18 protein-coding genes are annotated in these 19,504 nt (G+C 67.8%); 12 read left to right on the top strand and 6 right to left on the bottom strand.

Annotated elements, in window-relative coordinates:
• The 3 genes from AVMA1855_RS25675 to AVMA1855_RS25665 all read right to left on the bottom strand — a co-directional run.
• The coding region (locus AVMA1855_RS25675; protein ID WP_502870382.1) for an SPM autocatalytic domain-containing protein at window positions 1–1,309 on the bottom strand (1,309 nt) is incomplete at its 3' end.
• A complete protein-coding gene (locus tag AVMA1855_RS25670) occupies window positions 1,306–1,974 on the bottom strand; it encodes a hypothetical protein (protein WP_284427873.1) in 669 nt (222 codons plus the stop codon). The genes AVMA1855_RS25670 and AVMA1855_RS25675, both read right to left, overlap by 4 nt.
• A 61-nt stretch (window positions 1,975–2,035) precedes the next feature.
• Window positions 2,036–2,227: a hypothetical protein gene (locus AVMA1855_RS25665; RefSeq protein ID WP_284427872.1), complete on the bottom strand. Its 192-nt coding sequence runs from the start codon at window positions 2,225–2,227 to the stop codon at window positions 2,036–2,038.
• Window positions 2,228–2,651: 424 nt separating this feature from the next.
• Between AVMA1855_RS25665 and mnmA the strand changes: the two genes are divergently transcribed.
• The 3 genes from mnmA (at window position 2,652) to AVMA1855_RS25650 (ending at window position 6,565) form a co-directional block, all read left to right on the top strand.
• Window positions 2,652–3,779, top strand: a complete 1,128-nt coding sequence (gene mnmA / locus AVMA1855_RS25660) for a tRNA 2-thiouridine(34) synthase MnmA (protein ID WP_284427871.1) — start codon at window positions 2,652–2,654, stop codon at window positions 3,777–3,779.
• Between the two features lie 16 nt (window positions 3,780–3,795).
• Window positions 3,796–4,686: a LysR substrate-binding domain-containing protein gene (locus AVMA1855_RS25655; protein WP_284427870.1), complete on the top strand. Its 891-nt coding sequence runs from the start codon at window positions 3,796–3,798 to the stop codon at window positions 4,684–4,686.
• Window positions 4,687–4,903: 217 nt separating this feature from the next.
• Entirely contained in the window at window positions 4,904–6,565 is a 1,662-nt protein-coding gene (locus AVMA1855_RS25650; RefSeq protein ID WP_284427869.1) for an L-lactate permease, read from the top strand.
• A 161-nt stretch (window positions 6,566–6,726) separates the two neighbouring features.
• On the opposite strand, the gene AVMA1855_RS25645 is transcribed toward AVMA1855_RS25650, so the two are convergent.
• Window positions 6,727–7,065 carry a serine/threonine protein kinase gene (locus AVMA1855_RS25645; protein WP_272566318.1) on the bottom strand — a complete coding sequence of 113 codons (339 nt, stop codon included), beginning with the start codon at window positions 7,063–7,065 and terminating at the stop codon, window positions 6,727–6,729.
• 150 nt (window positions 7,066–7,215) lie between these two features.
• The gene (locus tag AVMA1855_RS25640; RefSeq protein ID WP_284427868.1) at window positions 7,216–8,097 is read right to left on the bottom strand and encodes an MBL fold metallo-hydrolase; all 882 of its coding nucleotides are present in this window, start codon (window positions 8,095–8,097) and stop codon (window positions 7,216–7,218) included.
• Between the two features lie 124 nt (window positions 8,098–8,221).
• Here AVMA1855_RS25640 and AVMA1855_RS25635 point away from each other — a divergent pair, with 124 nt between their 5' ends.
• From AVMA1855_RS25635 to AVMA1855_RS25615, 5 genes are all read left to right on the top strand, one after another.
• Window positions 8,222–8,536, top strand: a complete 315-nt coding sequence (locus tag AVMA1855_RS25635) for an ArsR/SmtB family transcription factor (RefSeq protein ID WP_284427867.1) — start codon at window positions 8,222–8,224, stop codon at window positions 8,534–8,536.
• 5 nt (window positions 8,537–8,541) lie between these two features.
• Window positions 8,542–8,970, top strand: coding sequence for a YeeE/YedE family protein (locus tag AVMA1855_RS25630; RefSeq protein ID WP_284427866.1), 429 nt, complete (start codon window positions 8,542–8,544; stop codon window positions 8,968–8,970).
• Window positions 8,971–8,986: 16 nt separating this feature from the next.
• The gene (locus AVMA1855_RS25625; protein ID WP_284427865.1) at window positions 8,987–9,409 is read left to right on the top strand and encodes a DUF6691 family protein; all 423 of its coding nucleotides are present in this window, start codon (window positions 8,987–8,989) and stop codon (window positions 9,407–9,409) included.
• 103 nt (window positions 9,410–9,512) lie between these two features.
• The gene (locus AVMA1855_RS25620) at window positions 9,513–10,061 is read left to right on the top strand and encodes a type 1 glutamine amidotransferase domain-containing protein (protein WP_284427864.1); all 549 of its coding nucleotides are present in this window, start codon (window positions 9,513–9,515) and stop codon (window positions 10,059–10,061) included.
• 5 nt (window positions 10,062–10,066) lie between these two features.
• Window positions 10,067–10,339, top strand: coding sequence for a hypothetical protein (locus AVMA1855_RS25615; protein WP_284427863.1), 273 nt, complete (start codon window positions 10,067–10,069; stop codon window positions 10,337–10,339).
• Between the two features lie 106 nt (window positions 10,340–10,445).
• Here the strand turns inward: AVMA1855_RS25615 and ssb are convergent, their stop codons facing one another.
• Complete coding sequence (ssb, locus tag AVMA1855_RS25610; protein WP_272566325.1) at window positions 10,446–11,015, bottom strand: single-stranded DNA-binding protein; 570 nt, start codon at window positions 11,013–11,015, stop codon at window positions 10,446–10,448.
• 175 nt (window positions 11,016–11,190) lie between these two features.
• Between ssb and AVMA1855_RS25605 the strand changes: the two genes are divergently transcribed.
• The 4 genes from AVMA1855_RS25605 to AVMA1855_RS25590 all read left to right on the top strand — a co-directional run bounded on the left by AVMA1855_RS25605 (window position 11,191) and on the right by AVMA1855_RS25590 (window position 18,858).
• The gene (locus AVMA1855_RS25605; RefSeq protein WP_284427862.1) at window positions 11,191–12,537 is read left to right on the top strand and encodes a chloride channel protein; all 1,347 of its coding nucleotides are present in this window, start codon (window positions 11,191–11,193) and stop codon (window positions 12,535–12,537) included.
• Between the two features lie 50 nt (window positions 12,538–12,587).
• Entirely contained in the window at window positions 12,588–13,070 is a 483-nt protein-coding gene (locus tag AVMA1855_RS25600) for a C40 family peptidase (RefSeq protein WP_284427861.1), read from the top strand.
• Between the two features lie 45 nt (window positions 13,071–13,115).
• Window positions 13,116–14,231: a 3-deoxy-7-phosphoheptulonate synthase gene (locus AVMA1855_RS25595; RefSeq protein WP_284427860.1), complete on the top strand. Its 1,116-nt coding sequence runs from the start codon at window positions 13,116–13,118 to the stop codon at window positions 14,229–14,231.
• 124 nt (window positions 14,232–14,355) lie between these two features.
• Window positions 14,356–18,858: an EAL domain-containing protein gene (locus AVMA1855_RS25590; protein ID WP_284427859.1), complete on the top strand. Its 4,503-nt coding sequence runs from the start codon at window positions 14,356–14,358 to the stop codon at window positions 18,856–18,858.
• The last annotated feature ends 646 nt before the right edge of the window (window positions 18,859–19,504 follow it).

The following is a 19,504-nucleotide window of genomic DNA, read 5'->3' as shown; positions in this document are numbered from 1 at the left end:
TGGTGCCGTTGGTGCGGGTGAAGCTGCCGCTCAAGGGCTGGGTGTTGCCGTTGCCCAGATTCACATTGCTGGCGGTGCCCGCCACGCCGATGCGGGCGATGCCCAGGTCGGCCAGGGTGTGCAGCTCGCCCGCCTGGGAGATTCCATCCTGATTGGTGTCCTTCCAGATGCGTAACTGGCTGTACACCGCGTCGTTGGCGTCGATCACCTTGTCGCCGTTGCCATCTTCCGCAGCCAGGGCTTCGTAGCCGTTGGCATGGGTCTGCGCCCGGCCATCGCTGCCCACGGGTTTCAAGGTCTGGTCGCCGAACAGTTCGCGCCCGGAATCGATGACCCCGTTGCCGTTGCGGTCCAGCACGACGAAGCCGTCGTCGCCCTTGATCCAGCCGGTGGCGTTGCGCGTGCCGTCGCCATCGTGGTCGAAGAGGATGGGGCGGGCGGGGTCGATGCCGACGGCTTCGATGCCGTCTCCGTCCAGGTCCAGGACCAGGGGGTCGCGGGGGGCGGTCCAGTTTCTCGACCGACCGAAAAAATCGTTAACTAAATCGGAGATCTTATCCGTCGTTGAAAAAAGGGCTTTCCAAAACACATCTGGCACCACGCTTGCGATGGCACCGCCCGCATCAAAATAAGCGTCCCACCAATTACCAGGGATAGATTCGGCTAATGGTTTTATTAAACCATCAAATATATCTGCACCGAAAAAGCTACCAATCGCAGCACCGGCAAATACCCCAATACCAATACCAATACCAAGAATGAGTGGAGCACCGACGAAGCCTGCAGCCCATGCGCCTGCGATTGCCCCCAACGATCCCAGCATTTCTGAAGCAACAATTCCGGTGGCTACTTGCGCGGTGGCATCTGTTCCAAAACCGTCAGTCAGAACAGATGCTCCCAATTGAATCGCATCTATTAAAGGGCCGGCGGCACGCGCCACGTCACTCAGCAACGGATTACTGAGCAGTTGCTGTGTGCCCGCCTTGAAGTCATTCAAACGCTCCACTGCGTCACGGCTTAGGTCCAGTAACTTGTTGGCCTCTTTGCCATAGTAGTCCGCTGCCGAGGCATACACGCTTCTTGACCCGAGCGAAGTAGCGGTATTCGCATAGTGCTGTGCCTTCGCGGCATAGCTACGCATGCTCTCGCCAATTTGCTGCACGTAAGCATTGACAGCCGCCGTTTGTGTTGCGCTACCTGCCACCAGATGCTCAACCACAACTCCTGCGCGCCCGGACCAGCCCGAAGCAGCCGCTCCAACCCATTGCGTATAGGTTGCAGCAACATCGTTTACGGTGATATTAGTCACTTCAAATCTTCCTTATCGCTCTCGTCATTTACACAAAAAAAACGCCCACAAAAACCCAGAGTGAAAGCAAGCGTAGTTGCCCAAATTACAAGGCATAGGCTAATGACCCATGGACTGACTAGTACAAGCCCCAATCTGGAATCAATCGCGATGGCTTCTATCAACCGTGCATGGCCTTGCGTGACACTTTTCACTTGAGCAACTTGCCTATCAAAAAAAATCCAATAGGTCATCCACGAAAACAACAACAAAATTAAACCCACTTGTACATTTTTCCAGTCGGATGGCGCAGCAGCCCGCCACATGCTGTGCGCGCATCGATAAGGGAACTGCACAATGAAATACAGCAAGTAAACAAAGATCAACGGCCAGATGATGGCAAACCATACAGAGGCCAAATCAGGAATCTTCGAGTTCTGCTCGACCCAGTGCACATAGGGAATGACCTGCTGCACAAAGATAACCCATGACGCAAGTAGAGAACTCATTTCCCGGGCATTGCTGGGCAGCAGCAGTGCCAAAACGATAGAGAAGCCAATTAGCAACTTGTAAGCATGAAAAATTTTCTTCTTGAACTCAGTCACTTCTGGGCGTGTAGGAGATGCTGGCGTTGTTGGCAATGCCAGCTTTGCTGATAAGCCGTAACCAAAAGTTTTGCGTTTCATTTTCATCCCAATATAAAATTTATATTTTTCATTTTAATTTTGATTTGAATTTTCTTAGAGTTCAAACACATAAATTCCCCTTTCGCATTGAAACGCCATTAAAAAATCCTTCAAGATTCACCCTCCTTTCCGTTTGATCGAAACCCGATTTCAAAGCCCTAGCAACCAGCCCGCAAGGCTTTGAAATCGGTTCCCGTTCGCAAGGCGCCTGCATTTTCTCCGCTCCGAGAGATGGCTTTTGGGTTTTTTGCATGAAACCTCTTTCACTTCGTCGTCTTGATTGCCTGTAATGCTCTTCTTTCGATAGCAATGTCCTAGTACGGTGCGCTGGCGACGCCGCCAGCCCACATCGCCCAATTTGCTGCGTAGGGCATCACCCGTCGACAGGGGGCTGGCCCCACCGTGACACCGCGTCACCACGACCGGCTTCCCGTTGCCGGACGCCAATATAAACAATTAATTACGTTACCTGAAGTTTTCGCACTTTCCGATGCACCGAAACCTGTTTCAAAGCCCTGTTGGTCTGTCTGCAAGGCTCTGAAATCGGTTCTCGGTTGCACTTTTTGCATGAAACCCCTCTCATGCCGGCACAGGGCCTTGCAACATGCCCTGCCGGTCCTGGAGCGTTCTGCCGGCACGCCCCCGGCCGCGGCGGCATAAAAAATACAATCCCGGCCATGACAGCAACCCCCAAGCACCGCGTCGTCGTCGGCCTGTCCGGCGGCGTGGATTCCGCGGTCACCGCCCATCTGCTGAAAGCCATGGGCCATGAGGTCGTCGGCATCTTCATGAAGAACTGGGAAGACGACGACGACAGCGAATACTGCTCCTCCAACATCGACTTCGTGGATGCGGCCGCCGTGGCCGACGTGATCGGCATCGAGATCGAGCACGTGAACTTCGCCGCCGAGTACAAGGACCGCGTGTTCGCCGAGTTCCTGCGCGAGTACCAGGCCGGCCGCACGCCCAACCCCGACGTGCTGTGCAACGCCGAGATCAAGTTCAAGGCCTTCCTGGACCACGCCATGCGCCTGGGCGCCGAGAAGATCGCGACCGGCCATTACGCGCGGGTGCGGCAGAACCCGGGGAGCGGCCTGTTCGAACTGCTCAAAGGCCTGGACCCGTCCAAGGACCAGAGCTATTTCCTGCACCGCCTGAACCAGGCGCAGCTGTCGAAGACGCTGTTTCCCGTGGGCGAGCTGCACAAGACCGAGGTGCGCCGCATCGCCGAAGAGATCGGCCTGCCCAATGCCAAGAAGAAGGACTCCACCGGCATCTGCTTCATCGGGGAGCGGCCTTTCCGCGAGTTCCTGAACCGCTACATCGCCCATGCGGCGGGGCCGATCCAGGACGAGCGCGGGCGCACGCTGGGCCGCCACCAGGGCCTGAGCTTCTACACGCTGGGCCAACGCCAGGGCCTGGGGATCGGCGGCGTGAAGGAAAAGGGCGCGCAGCGGGGCAGCGGGGACCACGCCCCCTGGTTCGTCGCGCGCAAGGACCTGGACAAGAACGTGCTGCGCGTGGTGCAGGGCCATGACCACCCCTGGCTGCAGTCGCACACGCTGCAGGCGGGCGATGCGAGCTGGGTGGCCGGCGCGCCGCCCGCCGCCGGCCTGCTGGCGGCCAAGACGCGCTACCGGCAGGCCGATGCGCCCTGCCGCATCGATCCGCTGCCGGACGGCGGCTTCGCGCTGGAATTTCCCGACGCGCAGTGGGCCGTCACCCCGGGCCAGTCCGCCGTGCTGTACGACGGCGAGGTGTGCCTCGGGGGCGGCGTGATTGCGTCGGCCACCACCGTCGCCTGACGGGCCCGCCGCACGCATGGCCCCGCCGCGCATTCCGCCGATCCAGGGCCTGCTGGCGTTCGAGGCGCTGGCGCGGCTGCGCAGCGTGACGCACGCGGCCGAGGAGATGAGCGTGACGCCCAGCGCGGTGAGCCACCGCATCCGCCAGATGGAGACGCTGCTGGCCGTCAAGCTCTTCGCGCGCGGCGATTTCAGCCTGACGCCCGCCGGCGCTGCCTACCTAGAGCGGGTGCGCGAGGCCATCGCCGCGCTGCAGCACGTGCCCGGCACCCTGGGCGTGGGCCAGGCGACGCGCCTGCGCCTGGGCGTGACGCCGACCTTCGCGCGCCAGATGCTGCTGCCGCGCATCGCGCAGTTCCGCCATGCCTACCCGGACATCGAGCTGCAGTTGCAGGTGTCGCTGCCGGTGCACCACATGATGGCCGAGGAGGCCGACGTGGAGGTGCGCTTCGGCACCGGGCACTTTCCCGACCGCGAATCGGTGCAGCTCTTCGCCGACCGCATCACGCCGGTGTGCAGCCCCGAATACCTGGCCGAGACCGGTCCGCTGGACGGCCTGGCGACGGAAGAGGCGGCGGCGCGCGTGCGCTTCATCCGCTGCGCGCTGGAGCCCTGGCGCACCTGGTTCAAGGCCGTGGGCATCGCCCAGCCCGAGCCGGTGGTGGGCAGCCAGTTCAACGATTTGGGCATGGCCTGGGACGCAGCGGTGGCCGGCTTCGGCGTGGCGCTGCTGCGCCTGCGCGCGGGCCAGCCCTGGCTGGAGAGCGGCCAGCTCGTGCGCCTGTCGCGCGACAGCCTGCCGTCGCCACACGACTATTTCCTGTGCTGGAAGGCCGGTGCGCTCGATCGCTGGGAGTGCGCGGCCTTCGTGGACTGGCTGCGCCAGGCGCTGCACGACGGCCCCTGACGGGCGCCGGGCGCCCCGGGACGGCGGGGCGCAGCCCCTGCGGGCGCAGCGGCTGACACGGAACTGACACGGTTTGAAAAGCCTTCACGCGGGCCGCGAAGGTTTTTCACGCCGCGCGCTTCGCAAATTTCTACAGTGGGCCGGCGCAGGTCCCGGCAGAGGGCCGCGGCACGGGGCCCCGCGGTCCGCACACCGATAGAACACCGGAGACAAATCCATGACCTGGCAGCAAATCTACGACCCGTTCGGCAACATGATCATTTCCACCGCGCTGGCCGCGATCCCGGTGGTCGTGATGCTCGCCGCGCTGGGCTTCTTTCACATCAAGGCGCACATCGCGGCCGGGCTGGGCCTGGTCGCGGCGCTGCTGGTGGCCATCTTCGCCTACGGCATGCCGGCCGACATGGCCGGGCGGGCGGCGCTGTACGGCGGCTTCACCGGCCTGCTGCCCATCGGCTGGATCGTGCTGAACATCATCTTCCTGCACCAGCTGACCGAGCAGAACGGCAGCTTCAAGGTGCTGCAGGATTCGCTCTCGGGCATCACCGGCGACCGGCGCATCCAGCTGCTGCTGATCGCCTTCAGCTTCGGCGCGTTCTTCGAGGGCGCGGCGGGCTTCGGCACCCCAGTGGCGGTGACGGCGGCCATCCTGATCGGGCTGGGCTTTTCGCCGCTGGCCGCCTCGGGCCTGTCGCTCATCGCCAACACGGCGCCGGTGGCGTTCGGGGCGCTGGGCACGCCGGTCATCACGCTGGCCAAGGTACACGGCTACGACCTGATGGAGGTGACGGCGATGGTGGGGCGGCAGCTGCCGTTCTTCTCGCTGCTGGTGCCGTTCTGGCTGATCTGGGCCTTCGCGGGCCGCAAGGGCATGTGGGAGATCTGGCCCGCCATCCTGGTGACGGCGGTGTCCTTCGCCGTGCCCCAGTACCTGGTGTCCAACTTCATCGGTCCCGAGCTGGTGGACATCATCGCCGCCATCGTCTCCATGGCTTCGCTGGTGGCGTTCCTGCGCGTGTGGAAGCCCAAGACGGTGTGGACCTCGGCCTCGCTGCGCGGGCGCGACGTGAGCGCCTCGGAGGCCAAGCCGCCCCAGCCCGTCACCGCGCACAGCCGCGCCGCGCTGGTGGCCGCCTGGACGCCCTGGGTCATCCTGTCGGTGTTCGTGTTCATCTGGGGCCTGCCGCCGGTCAAGGCCTGGCTCAACGGCCTGTTCGCGCCCGCCTTCCCCATGGCCGGCCTGCACAACCTGATCGAGAAGGTGCCGCCCGTGGTGCCCACGCCCACCAAGGAGGGCGCGGTGTACACGCTGAACCTGCTGTCGGCCACCGGCACCGCCATCCTGCTGTCGGCGGTGGTGAGCGCGTTCTTCATGAAATACAACCCGGTCGCCATCGTGCGCACGTTCTTCAAGACAGTGTGGCTGGTGCGCTTTTCGCTGCTGACCATCGTGCTCATGCTGGCCCTGGGCACGCTCACGCGCTATTCGGGCACCGACACCACGCTGGGGCTGGCGTTCGCCAACACGGGCGTGTTCTACCCGTTCTTCGGCACGCTGATGGGCTGGCTGGGCGTGGCGCTCACCGGCTCGGACACGGCCTCGAACGTGCTGTTCGGCGGCATGCAGAAGGTCGCCGCCGAGCAACTGGGCCTGTCGCCCAACCTCATGGGCGCGGCCAACAGCTCGGGCGGGGTGATGGGCAAGATGATCGATGCGCAGTCGATCGTGGTGGCATCGACGGCCACCCGCTGGTTCAACCACGAGGGCGACATCCTGCGCTACGTGTTCTTCCACTCCATCGCGCTGGCCTGCCTGGTGGGGCTGTACGTGACGCTGCAGGCGTACGTTTGGCCCTTCCACCTGATGGTGGTGCACTGAACGGGGCCGTAGAACCGGCGGCGGCCTCGACGTCAGGCGCTTGAAGCCTTTTTGGCCGCGACCGCATGTTCCACTAGGGCATATCGCTATATTTTTAATAGCAAAACAGAAAGGGGCGCACGAGCGCCCTTTTTTGTTTTTTGCTGCGCTGCCGCGCCGCGTCAGCCGTTGCGCTTGGCGTCCGGGTCGCTCGGGCCATTGCGGTCGGAGAGCATCTCGGCCGGTGGCTCCAGGTCGCCGCTGTCGCTGCCCTCGGCCTCCCAGGTGCCGCCGTCGCGGCCGGTCTTGCCGCGGGGGTGGGCCATGTCGGTGCCGTCGTCGAAGTTCAGCGGGCCGCCGCTGCGCGGGTCGTCGAAGGCCTGCACCGAGATGTCCTCGATGCCGTCCGAAACGTCCTGCTCGGCTTCCAGGTGGTCGTTGATGTCGTCGCCTTCCGGCATTTCGGCCGTGGGATCGTCGGTGGGGTCGATGGCGGTGTCGGGAACGATGGGGGTGCGCATGGCAGGCTCCTTGGGTCGGTCGGTGGGGACGCGGTCCGTGCAACGGTGCGCCGGATGCCCACAGCTTCGCCCCGTGCCAGCGCCGGGGCAGTGGGCGCGGCACCTGTTACCAGGTAGGAGCGATCCCGCACGGCCCGACTACGCCCGGGCTCAGGCGGCCGGCGGCGTCCCGAACGCATTCAGCGGAATGCGCAGGTAGGCGATGCCGTTCGCCTCAGGGGGCGGCAGTTGCCCGGCGCGCACGTTGACCTGCAGGGAGGGCAGCAGCAGCGTCGGCGCGCCCAGCGTGGCGTCGCGCGCGCGGCGCAGGGCGACGAAATCCGCCTCGGCCACGCCGCCGCCCACGTGGATGTTGTGTTCGCGCTGCGCTTGCACGGTGGTCTCCCATTGCGGCGCGCGCCCGGCCGGTGGGTAGTCGTGGCACACGAACAGGCGCGTGTCGCCCGGCAGCGCCAGCAGCCGCTGGATGGAACGGTAGAGCGTGGCCGCATCGCCCCCGGGAAAGTCCGCCCGCGCCGTGCCCACGTCGGGCATGAAGAGCGTGTCGCCCACGAAGGCCGCGCCGTCCACGAGGTAGGCCATGTCGGCCGGCGTGTGCCCCGGCACCCACCGGGCCGTGACGGGCGTGTCGCCCAGCCGCAGCGTTTCGCCATCGCGCACCAGATGGTCGAACGGGCTGCCGTCCGCGGCGCCGGTTTCGGCGGGAAAGAGCCGGCCGAAGGCGGCCTGCACCGCGCGGATGTGCTCGCCCACCGCGATGCGGCCCCCCGCCTGCGCCTTCAGGTACGGCGCGGCCGACAGGTGGTCGGCATGCACGTGGGTCTCCAGGATCCACTGCACCGTGAGCCCCCGCTCGTGCGCGCAGGCCAGCACCCCATCGGCCGAGCGGGTGGCGGTGCGGCCCGCGGCGGCATCGAAGTCGAGCACCGGATCGATGATGGCCGCGCACCGCGTCGCCAGATCCCACACGAGGTGGGTTACCGTGCCCGTGGCGGGATCGAAGAACGACTGGAGGGAAGTGGTGCGGGGCATGGCGGGCGGCCTTTCAGGCGGTTCAGCGGACAACAATCTTTCCACAGATATTATGTTATTTGATATATTGAATCCAACGCCGGCCTTTCGGTGGCCTTGTGACGGCTTTTGCATCGATCTTCCCATGGACCCCACCCCCATCGACCCCGAGCGCCTGCGCCAGGCGGCCAGCCAGGCCGTCTCGGCCCTGAAGACCCTGGCCAACGAAGACCGGCTACTGCTGCTGTGCCAGCTGTCGCAGGGCGAGCAGTGCGTGAGCGACCTGCAGGCACGTCTGGGCATCCAGCAGCCCACGCTGTCGCAGCAGCTCGGCGTGCTGCGCACCCAGGGCGTGGTGGAGACCCGGCGCGAGGGCAAGAACATCCACTACCGCGTGGCCGACGCCGCGCTGCTCGAGATCCTGGCGGTGCTGTACCGCCTGTATTGCCCCAAGGAGTGAACCCCATGGCCATCGACTGGAACGCCTTCACCCCCGGCACCGCGTTGGCGGGCGGCGCGCTCATCGGCCTGGCGGCCGGGGGCTTTTTCTTGCTGGCGGGGCGAATCGCCGGCATCAGCGGCGTGGTGGGCGGCCTGCTGCGGCCCCGGCGCGGCGACCGGGCCTGGCGCGTGGCCTTCGTCGCGGGCCTGATCGCGGCGCCGCTGGCCTATGCACTGGCCGCACCCCTGCCGGCAGTGCGCATCGACGCCGGCCCGGGCCTGCTCATCGCCGCGGGCCTGCTGGTGGGCGTGGGCACGCGCTACGGGGCAGGCTGCACCAGCGGCCACGGCGTGTGCGGACTGTCGCGCTGGTCGGTGCGCTCACTGGCGGCCACGCTGGTTTTCATGGCGGCCGGCATGGGCACCGTCTTCGTGCTGCGGCACCTGGCCTGAACGGAGGGAACGCGCCATGACCGTTCTGATCGCCTTTGCCGCGGGCCTGGTCTTCGGGCTGGGGCTGCTGGTGTCCGGCATGGCCGACCCGGCCAAGGTGCTGGGGTTCCTGGACATCGCGGGGTCCTGGGACCCGTCGCTCGCCCTGGTGATGGCTGGCGCCGTGGGCGTGGCCCTGGTGGCGTTCACGATGGCGCGCCGCCGGGGCACCACGCTGCGCGGCACACCGTTGCAGTGGCCCGCCGCGCACGGCACCGACGCGCGGCTTGTGGGCGGCAGCGCGTTGTTCGGCATCGGCTGGGGGCTGGCCGGCATCTGCCCCGGCCCGGCCCTGGTGCTGCTGGGCATGGGGGTGCCGGACGGCGTGTGGTTCGTGGCCGCCCTGCTGGCCGGCATGGCGGTGTTCGAGGGCATCGAGCGCTGGCGCGGTCGCGGCTGACGACCGCCATGCAGGCCGATGTCCTGCGCCGCGATGGCAGTTGGCCGACACGCCACGGGCACCACGGCCCCTAGATTGGTGGCCTTTGAAAGGACCCCCACCCATGACCGCATCCTCTCCCGCCGCCAGCGCCCGCACCGTCGCCATCCTCGTGACCGACGGCTTCGAACAGGTCGAGCTGACCGGCCCGCGCGACGCGCTGCAAAAGGCCGGCATCGCCACCCGGATCATCGCCCCGAAGGCCGGCCAGGTGCAGGGCTTCCACCACGACGAAAAGGCCGACACCTTCGCGGTGGACGGCACCCTCGACCAGGCCGATCCCGCCCGGTTCGATGCCGTGCTGCTGCCCGGCGGCGTGCTCAACGCCGACACCCTGCGCACGGACGCGAAGGCCCAGGCCTTCGTGCAGGCCATCGACCAGGCCGGCAAGCCCATCGCCGTGATCTGCCATGGCGCCTGGCTGCTGGTGGACGCTGGCCTGGTGCGCGGCAAGACCCTGACCAGCTGGCCCAGCCTGGCCACCGACCTGCGCAACGCCGGCGCCACCTGGGTGGACGAAACCGTGCACGTCGAGGGGCAATGGGTCAGCAGCCGCAAGCCCGACGACATTCCGGCGTTCAACCAGAAGCTGCTGCAGGCCGTGGGCGCCTGAGTGCGATGGACGACTGGCTCGGCCTTTTGCAATGGCCGGCATTCGCGGTGTCGGTGCTGGCGGCCTGGCTGGTCGCCTCCACGCACCCAGCGCGGCGCAATGCCGGGTTCTGGGTCTTTCTCGGCAGCAACGTGCTGTGGCTGGCCTGGGGATGGCACACCCGCGCCTGGGCGCTCATGGCGCTGCAGTGCTGCCTGGCGGCGATGAACGTGCGGGGCCTGTGGAAAACGGAGCCGGCCGGCGAGGAAAAGGAAGGCGCGGGCAAGGAAGCCGCCTGAAGAAAGCGGCCCGTCGGTAGCCCGGCACCCCGCGCGAAAAAGGTGCGAAAAAGGCCTGTCTCCTTGCGAAGACAGGCCTTTCATGGGCCACGACGGCGCAACGGCTTCAGAACGGAATGTCGTCGTCCATGTCGTCGAAGCCCGAGGCCGCGCGCGGGGCCTGGGCGGCGGGCGCCGGTGCCGGGCGGGGTGCGGGCGCGGCAGGGCGCTGGACTGGTGCCGGTGCCGGGCGGCGTGCCGGAGCGGGCGGGGCGCTGTTGTCGTAGCCGCCGTCGTTGCCACCGCCGCCATAGCCGCTGTCTTCGTAGCCGCCACCGCCGCCCTGGCCGCCGCCCATACCCTGGCGGCTGCCCAGCATCTGCATGGTGTCGGCGCGGATTTCGGTGGTGAATTTTTCCTGGCCGGCCTGGTCGGTCCACTTGCGGGTGCGCAGGCTGCCTTCTACATAGACCTGCGAGCCCTTGCGCAGGTACTGGCCGACGATTTCGGCCAGGCGGCCGTTGAACACCACGCGGTGCCACTCGGTGGCTTCCTTGTTCTCGCCGGTGTTCTTGTCGCGCCAGCGGTCGGTGGTGGCGATGGTGACGTTGGCGACCTGGTCGCCGCTGGGGAAGGTGCGCATTTCGGGATCGCGCCCGAGATTGCCCACGATGATGACTTTGTTGACGGATGCCATGGTGTAAGGGCCTGTAGAGAATGGTGGAGAGAAGGCACTACGGCCTGCGCGGCCTGTCAGGGGCCGCGGGGAGCCGTCGATTGTGCCCGATTCGCCCCGTTCGCGGACCGGCCGTGCGACAAGCCCGTGCCACAATCAAAACGCCTTGTTCCACAGCCTGCCCTGGCCATTTCCCATGCATCGCGAACCCGACTTTCTTCACAACCTGCGGCAGGAGTTCGCGGACGGCTGGCGGTGGGTGGAGCGCGCGATCGTGCTGGCCTACGCCGCGGCGGCCGGGCTTTTCGTGGTGGCGTTCACGGTCCTGGGGGAATGGGCGTTCGCACGTTTCGAGCAGGTGCTGCACTGGCAGGGCGGCTGGGCCGTGCTGCTGTGGACCCCGGCGCTCACGGCCGCCATCGTGTGGGCCACGCGCCGCTTCGTCCCCGGGGCCGCGGGCTCGGGCATTCCGCAGGTGATGGCGGCGCTGGAGCCGGGCCTGCCGCCCGGCCAGCGCGGCTACTTCGTCTCGCTGCGCATGTCGCTGGGCAAGGTGCTGCTGGGCAGCGCGGGCTTTCTGGCCGGGCTTTCCATGGGCCGCGAGGGCCCGTCGGTGCAGGTCGCGGCGGGCGTGATGCAGCACGCGCAGCGCTGGCTCGGGCCGCGTTCGGGCATCACCAGCCATGCGCTGCTGGTGGCGGGCGGGGCCGCCGGCATCGCCGCGGCGTTCAATGCGCCGCTGGCGGGCGTGGTGTTCGCGATCGAGGAGCTGTCGCGCAAGCTCGAATCCCGCAGCAGCGGGCTGATCATCGCGGCCATCGTGCTGGCCGGGCTGATGGGTGTGTCCTTCTTCGGCAACCTGACGTATTTCGGGGTGATCCGCGTGCCCCGCCTGGGCTGGGACGCGCTGCTGCCTGGCCTGGGCGTGGCCCTGGTGTGCGGCGTGCTGGGCGGCCTGTTCGCCAAGCTCATCACCGCCTCGCTCACCGGTGCGCCGGGCCGGCTCAACCAGTGGCGCGCCCGGTTCCCGGTGCGCTTCGCGGCGGCGGGCGGTCTGGCGGTGGCGGTGATCGGCCTGGCCACGGGCGGTGCCACCTTCGGCGCCGGCTCCGAGGCGGTCAAGCACATGCTGGCGGGGCAGGCCGATGTCCCGGCGTTCTATGTCACGCTGAAATTCATCGCCACCTGGCTCACGGCCTGGTGCGGCGTGCCCGGCGGCTTCTTCGCGCCGGCGCTGTCGATCGGTGCGGGGGTGGGGCACAACATCTCGCTGCTGACCGGCGCGGACATCGCCCCGGCCCTGATCGCCATGGGCATGGCGGCCTTCCTGGCGGCGGTCACGCAGGCGCCGCTCACGGCCTTCATCATCGTGATGGAGATGGTGGACGGCCATGCCATGGTGCTGAGCCTGATGACCTCGGCCATGCTGGCCAGCCTGGTGTCGCGCATGCTGGTGCGCCCGCTGTACGAAACGCTGGCGGAACACCTGCTGCACAAGGCGGGCGCGGGGCCGGCGGCACCGGCGGACGCATCGCCCCGCTGACATCCACGCTCGCGCGCCTGGTGCCGCAGCACATCCGTTACCCTCGGCGCATGCGTGCCTCCCTCTGCCTTGCACTGTTGTCCGCCGCCTTGCTGCTGGCCGGCTGCGGCACCACGCCACAGCCGCGTTCGCCGCGCACCAGCGTGACGTATTCGCAGCTGTCGCCCGACCAGTCGAGCGACATCGCCATCCATGCGCTGGGGCTGGTGGGCACGCCGTACCGCTATGGCGGCAACACGCCCGAGGGCGGATTCGACTGCAGCGGCCTCATCGGCTATGTGTACAAGAGCCGCGCGGGCATCGCCCCGCCGCGCACCGTGGCGCAGCTGAGCGACTTCGGGCTGCCGGTGGACAGCGGCGACCTGCGCACGGGCGACCTGGTGGTGTTCGGCGCGGGCCGGCCGACGCATGCGGGCATCTACGTGGGCGAGGGCCGCTTCGTGCACGCGCCCTCCACCGGCGGCGAGGTGCGCATGGACCGGCTCGATTCGCGCTACTGGTCACGGCAGAAAACCACCTTCCGCCGGCCCTGAGCGGGGCCGAGGGGCAGCGGCGGGCGGCGCGCGACAATCGCCGCCATGACGACCCCACCCACCCCCCACGTGCACCGCACCGCCACCCCGCTCTCCACCCACGACACGACCCGCATCGACGACACGCGCATCAAGGCCGTGCGCCCGCTGATCACGCCTGCGCTGCTGCAGGAATGGCTGCCCACGCCGCCCGGCGCGCTGCAGCTGGTCGAGACCAGCCGCGCGGCGATCTCGCGCGTGCTGCACGGCCAGGACGACCGGCTGGTCGTGGTGGTGGGGCCCTGCTCGATCCACGACCACGGGCAGGCCATGGAATACGCCCGCCAGCTCAAAACGCAGGCCGACGCGCTGTCGCAGGACCTGCTGGTCGTGATGCGCGTGTATTTCGAAAAGCCCCGCACCACCGTCGGCTGGAAAGGCTACATCAACGACCCGCACCTGGACGGCAGCTTCGCCATCAACGAGGGGCTGGAGATGGCCCGCGCGCTGCTCCTGGACATCCTGGCGCTGGGCCTGCCGGTGGGCACCGAATTCCTCGACCTGCTCAGCCCGCAGTTCATCAGCGACCTGGTGAGCTGGGGCGCGATCGGGGCGCGCACCACCGAAAGCCAGAGCCACCGCCAGCTGGCCAGCGGCCTGTCGTGCCCGGTGGGCTTCAAGAACGGCACCGACGGCGGCGTGAAGGTGGCCAGCGACGCCATCCTGGCGGCCCAGGCGCCGCATGCCTTCATGGGCATGACCAAGATGGGCCAGTCCGCCATCTTCGAGACGCGCGGCAACAACGACTGCCACGTGATCCTGCGCGGCGGCAAGCAGCCCAACTACGCGGCGCCGTCCGTGGACGCTGCCTGCCAGCTGCTGCAGGCGGCGGGGCTGCGCGCGCAGGTGATGGTCGACGTGTCGCATGCCAACAGCAGCAAGCAGCACAGCCGCCAGATCGACGTGGCGGCCGACGTCGCCGGGCAGGTGGCCGGGGGCGACCATCGCATCGTGGGCCTGATGATCGAGAGCCACCTGCAGGAAGGCCGGCAGGACATCGTCGCCGGCCAGCCCCTGGCGCACGGCGTGTCGGTGACCGACGCCTGCATCAGCATGGCGCAGACGGTGCCGGTGCTGCAGGGCCTGGCGCAGGCGGTACGCGAACGGCGCCAGGCCCGATAGGGCCAGGAAGCAACACCGGCCGTCGCGGTGCCGGTGTAGCATTGACCGTTACTTTTTGTAGTCATTTGCCGCCGCAGATCCCGATCCGCCCGAATCCCATGCAGGTGCTGTCGCCTACCGACCCATGCCAACGGCCACTTTCCCGTCCGCTGGCCTTCTGAGCGTGCCGCCCAAGGTTGCGCCCGTGGGCAAACGCCTGGAGGCGCTGCGTGCCTGCGCGGTGCTGGACACCCCGGCGGAGGAGGCGTTCGATCAGCTGACCCGGCTGGCCGCCCGCCTGTGCGGCATGCCCATGGCGGCGATCGGTTTCATCGACCAGGGGCGCGAGTGGTTCAAGGCCAGCACCGGCATCGAACTGCAGTCGCTGGATGCGGCCCACCCGCTGTGCGCCCTGGCGGTGGACGGCCGGGTGGTGCAGGTGCAGGACACCCACGCCCATTCCACGCTGCGCCGCCATCCGCTGGTGATCGCCGGGCCGCGCGTGCGCGCCGTGGCCTGCATGCCGCTGATCACCGCGGAGAAATGGGTGCTGGGCGCCGTGGTGGTGATGTCCACCGAGCCGTGCGTGCTGCAGCCGCCCCAGCTCGAATCGTTGCGCGCGGTGGCCGGGCAGGCCATCGCCCTGCTGGAGTTGCGCCGCAGCCAGCGCAACCAGGCGCGCATGGCCACCGAGCGGGCCGCCAGCGACGAGCGCTTTCACCTGGTGGCCCGCGCCACGGCCGACGCCATCTGGGACTGGAACCTGCACGACGACTCCATGTGGTGGAACGAGGGCATGCAGACGCTGTTCGGCGTGCCCATGCAGACCCTGCCGCACGACAGCACGTCGTGGACGCTGCGCCTGCACCCGGAAGACAGCGACGCGGTGCTGGAGAGCATCCACGCGGCGATCGAGGGCACGGCCAAGCACTGGGCCGAGGAATACCGCTTTCGCCGCTACGACGGCAGCTACGCCTGGGTGCAGGACCGCGGCTTCGTGATCCGCGACGCCGAAGGCCGTGCGATCCGCATGGTGGGCGGCATGACCGACATCAGCGCGCAAAAGGACAGCGCGCTGCAGGCCAAGGACGAGGCCCGCACCCACGCCGAGCTGGTGCGCGTGCAGCAGAAGATTTCGTCGCTCGAACTGTCCATGGACGAGGTGCTGCAGCTGGTGGCCCGCACCGCGATGGAACTGTCCGATGCCGGCGGTGCGATGGTGGTGATGCGCGAAGGCGACAAAGTCCGGGTGCAGGCCAGCACCGGCATGCGCGCTGTGCCGCTGAACGACGTGCGCCCGCTGGAAGGCTACGAGCTGTGGCACCGCATCGACGCGGGCGAGACCGTCTGCAGCCAGCCGGCCGTCGCGCAGGCCATGCCCTCGGCCGCCCTGTGCGAGCCGGGGCCGGTGGCCTTCATCGCGGCGCCGGTGCGCGCGGGCGACGCGGTGGTGGGCATGCTCAAGGTCAACGGCGACCCGCTGGCGTCGTTCTCGCAGCGCCACCTGGCGCACGTGCAGATCCTGGCCGAGTCGCTGGGCGCCGTGGTGCAGCTGCGGCGCTATGCCGCGCAGCTGCACGCGTCCGAGCAGCAGTACCGCCTGCTGTTCGATGCGCACCCGCAGCCCATGTGGGTGTACGAGCTGGGCACCCTGCGCATCCTGGCCGTCAACCGGGCCATGGTGCGCCACTACGGGTACAGCGAGGCGGAACTGCTGTGCATGACCACGCCTGACCTGTGGCCCCAGGACAACCGCGAAGCCCGCATACGGGAAGCGCACACCATTCCCCACAATGCCCGGCGCGACGCCGTGCACCGGCGCCACCGCAAGAAGGACGGCACGGTGATCGACACCGAGGTGTATGCCGGGGGCATCGAATTCAACGGCGTGCCCGCCCGCCAGGTGCTGGCCACCGACGTCACGCAGCGCATGCGCCTCGAACGGGAGCTGGCGCGGGTGGGCAGCATCCAGCGGCTGCTGGCCGCCTGCAACGAATCCCTGGTGCGCGCGACCTCCGAGGCCGACCTGCTGCGCGAGGTCTGCCGCATCGCCACGGACGTGGGCGGCTACCGGATGGCCTGGGTCGGCATGGTGCGCGACGATGCGCGCCAGACCATCGAGCCCGTCGCCTGCGCAGGCAAGGACAGCGACAGCTATATCGAAAGGCTCCAACTGAGCGGGTCGGCCGACCAGCCGGGCGGCATGGGTCCGGCCGGGGTGGCGGTGCGCAGCGGCCGCCCGGTGATCGTGCGCGACATCCGGCTCGACCCGACGTTCGCCAGCTGGACCGAGCGCATGCTGCGGCAAGGCCTGCATTCGGTGATCAGCCTGCCGCTGCGCAACGCCGAGCGCTCGTTCGGCCTGCTGTACCTTTACCCGCCCGGAGTGCTGGAGATCGGCTCCGAGGAGACCGAGCTGCTGCAGCAGCTGGCCAACGACCTGGCCTTCGGCATCGAGAGCCTGCGCACCCGCCAGGACCAGCAGCGCCTGCAGAGCGTGGTGCTCAAGGCCGCCGCCGCCATCTCGGCCAGCACCGGGACCGAATTCTTCAAGCAGCTGGCCAGCAACATGGCGGACGCCCTGGGCGCGCAGGCCGGCTGCGTCACGCGGCTGCTGCCGCCGGTGGAGGGACAGCCGCCGCGCGCCGTCACGCTCTCGCGCGTGCAGGACGGCGTGGTGCAGCCCAATGCCGAGTATTCGCTGGAGGGAACGCCCAGCCTGCGGCTGGCGACCGAGTCCGAATACGTGGTGACGTCCGGCGTCTGCGAGCTGTACCCGCGCTCGCCCATCGCGGCGCTGGGCGCGCAAAGCTACGTGGGCCAGCAGCTGCGCGATGCCGAGGGGCGGCCCATCGGGCTGATCTTCGTGATCTTCCGCGAGCCGCTGGAGCGGCCGGCGCTGGTCTCCTCGACCTTGCGCATCTTCGCGGCGCGCGCCACCGCCGAAATGGCCCGCCAGGCATCGGACGCCCACATCCGGCGCCAGGCCTCGCTGCTGGACAAGGCCCGCGACGCGATCATCGTGCGCGACCTGGAGCACCGCATCACGTTCTGGAACCAGGGCGCCGAGCGCATGTACGGCTGGTCGCAGGCGCAGGTGCTGGGCCGCACCATCGACACGCTGCTCTACCAGAACGCCACCGAATTCCTGCGCGCCACCGAGGCCACCCTGGCCCAGGGCGAGTGGACGGGCGAGATCGTGCAGTTCCACCAGGACGGGCATGCGATCGACGTGGAAGGCCGCTGGACCCTGGTGCGCGACGAGGGCGGCCAGCCCGAATCCATCCTGGCCATCCACACCGACATCGGCCACCGCAAGGCCACCGAGCGCGAGATCCAGCGCCTGGCGTTCTTCGACTCGCTCACCGGCCTGCCCAACCGCATGCTGCTCATGGACCGCATGCACCAGGCCCTGGCCACGGCGCAGCGCCAGCGCCAGGGCGGGGCGCTGCTGTTCATCGATCTGGACAACTTCAAGACGCTGAACGACACGCTGGGCCACGACAAGGGCGACCTGCTGCTGCAGCAGGTGGCGCAGCGCCTGAACACCTGCGTGCGCACCGTCGATACCGTGGCGCGGCTGGGCGGCGACGAGTTCGTGGTGATGATCGAGGCGCTCAGCCCCCGGCCCGACGAACTGGCCGTGAGCGCCCGCGTGGTGGGCGAGAAGATCCTGTCGGTGCTGAGCGCCCCCTATGCCCTGGACGGCTACCAGTACCGCAGCACGCCCAGCATCGGCGTCGCCCCGTTCACCGACGGCCAGTCCACCGTGGGCGAGCTGCTCAAGCAGGCGGACCTGGCCATGTACCAGGCCAAGACCGCCGGCCGCAACACCCTGCGCTTTTTCGACCCCGGCATGCAGGCCGTGGTGACGGCCCGGGCCGCGCTGGAAGACGACCTGCGCACGGCGATCGCCCGCGAGGAATTCCTGCTGCACTACCAGCCCCAGGTGGACACGATGAACCGCGTGGTCGGGGTGGAGGCGCTGGTGCGCTGGCCGCATGCCAAGCGGGGCATGGTGCCGCCGGGCGATTTCATCCCCCTGGCCGAGGAAACCGGCCTCGTGCTGCCCCTGGGCCGCTGGGTGCTGCACACCGCCTGCACCTTGCTGGCCAGCTGGCAGGACGAGCCCTCCCTGTCGCACCTCACCATGGCGGTGAACGTGAGCTCGCGCCAGTTCCACCACGCGGGTTTCGTGGACGACGTGGTGCGTGCGCTGGTGTTCACCGGGGCGCCGGCCGACCAGCTCAAGCTGGAGCTGACCGAAAGCCTCTTCGTGGACGACATGGAAACCACCATCGCCACCATGTCGGCGCTGCGCGCCCATGGGGTGGGTTTCTCGCTGGACGACTTCGGCACCGGCTACTCTTCCCTGAGCTACCTCAAGCGCATGCCGCTGGACCAGCTCAAGATCGACCAGAGCTTCGTGCGCGACCTGCTCAGCGATCCCAACGATGCGGCCATCGTGGACACCATCATCGCGCTCTCGCGCAGCCTGGGTCTGAACGTCATCGCCGAAGGCGTCGAGACCGGCGCCCAGCGCAACCGCCTGGCCCAGGCGGGCTGCCAGCTCTACCAGGGCTATTTCTTCAGCCGACCGCTGCCGGCCGACGTGCTCGAGCGCTTCCTGCGGAACGCGCCCGTCTGATCTCTTTCCTCTGACAGCCCCTGGCAGGCCCCTGCCGGGCGGCTGGGCGGCCCTCCATGCGCCGGGTGGCCCCTCCCCCTGCCTCCGCTGTGCCGAAGGCCTCTGGCGCCTTCCTGCGCCACGAGCGTCTCGTTCTGCCACGCCTCCTCGCCATCCGGGGCGGGCCGCGGGCGACGGTTTTTTCTGTCTTCTCCTTAATGTCTTTATCAATCCATAGTAGTCGTAGTAAGCACGGCCTCCCTCTGTGGACAACTGCATTTTTCCGTTGCGGATCAACGGACTTGCGATGCCGTGAACCTTGTGGGCGGCACCCGGCTCCCGCTGTCGCGGCGGCGGGGACAAAACCGGCGCATCGCTATTCGCTGTGGACAAGTGGCCGGTTGTGCGGGAAATATCCACAGACTTGTTCCCGTGGCTACCCCTTTTCGCCCGTTGGCGCGAAAGCGGTCCGGTTCCGGGCAGTGCTGCCAGGCCCGACACACCTGCCGGCCATGGATCGGGCGCAGCCCGATCGGATGGCGAGTGACCCGTCCTGGAATAGGTTGACACCTATGCGGGACTGAACCCTAGCCGTAATTGGCTTGCAAGAGACGCCCGGTGCACCGCATCGGGCGTTTTGTATTCTAGGGACAGGTGGGGCCGCTGC

Origin of the sequence: Acidovorax sp. SUPP1855, from assembly GCF_030158955.1 — a bacterium.
Classification (GTDB): Bacteria; Pseudomonadota; Gammaproteobacteria; order Burkholderiales; family Burkholderiaceae_C; genus Paracidovorax.
This window is presented reverse-complemented; position numbering and strand designations above follow the sequence as displayed.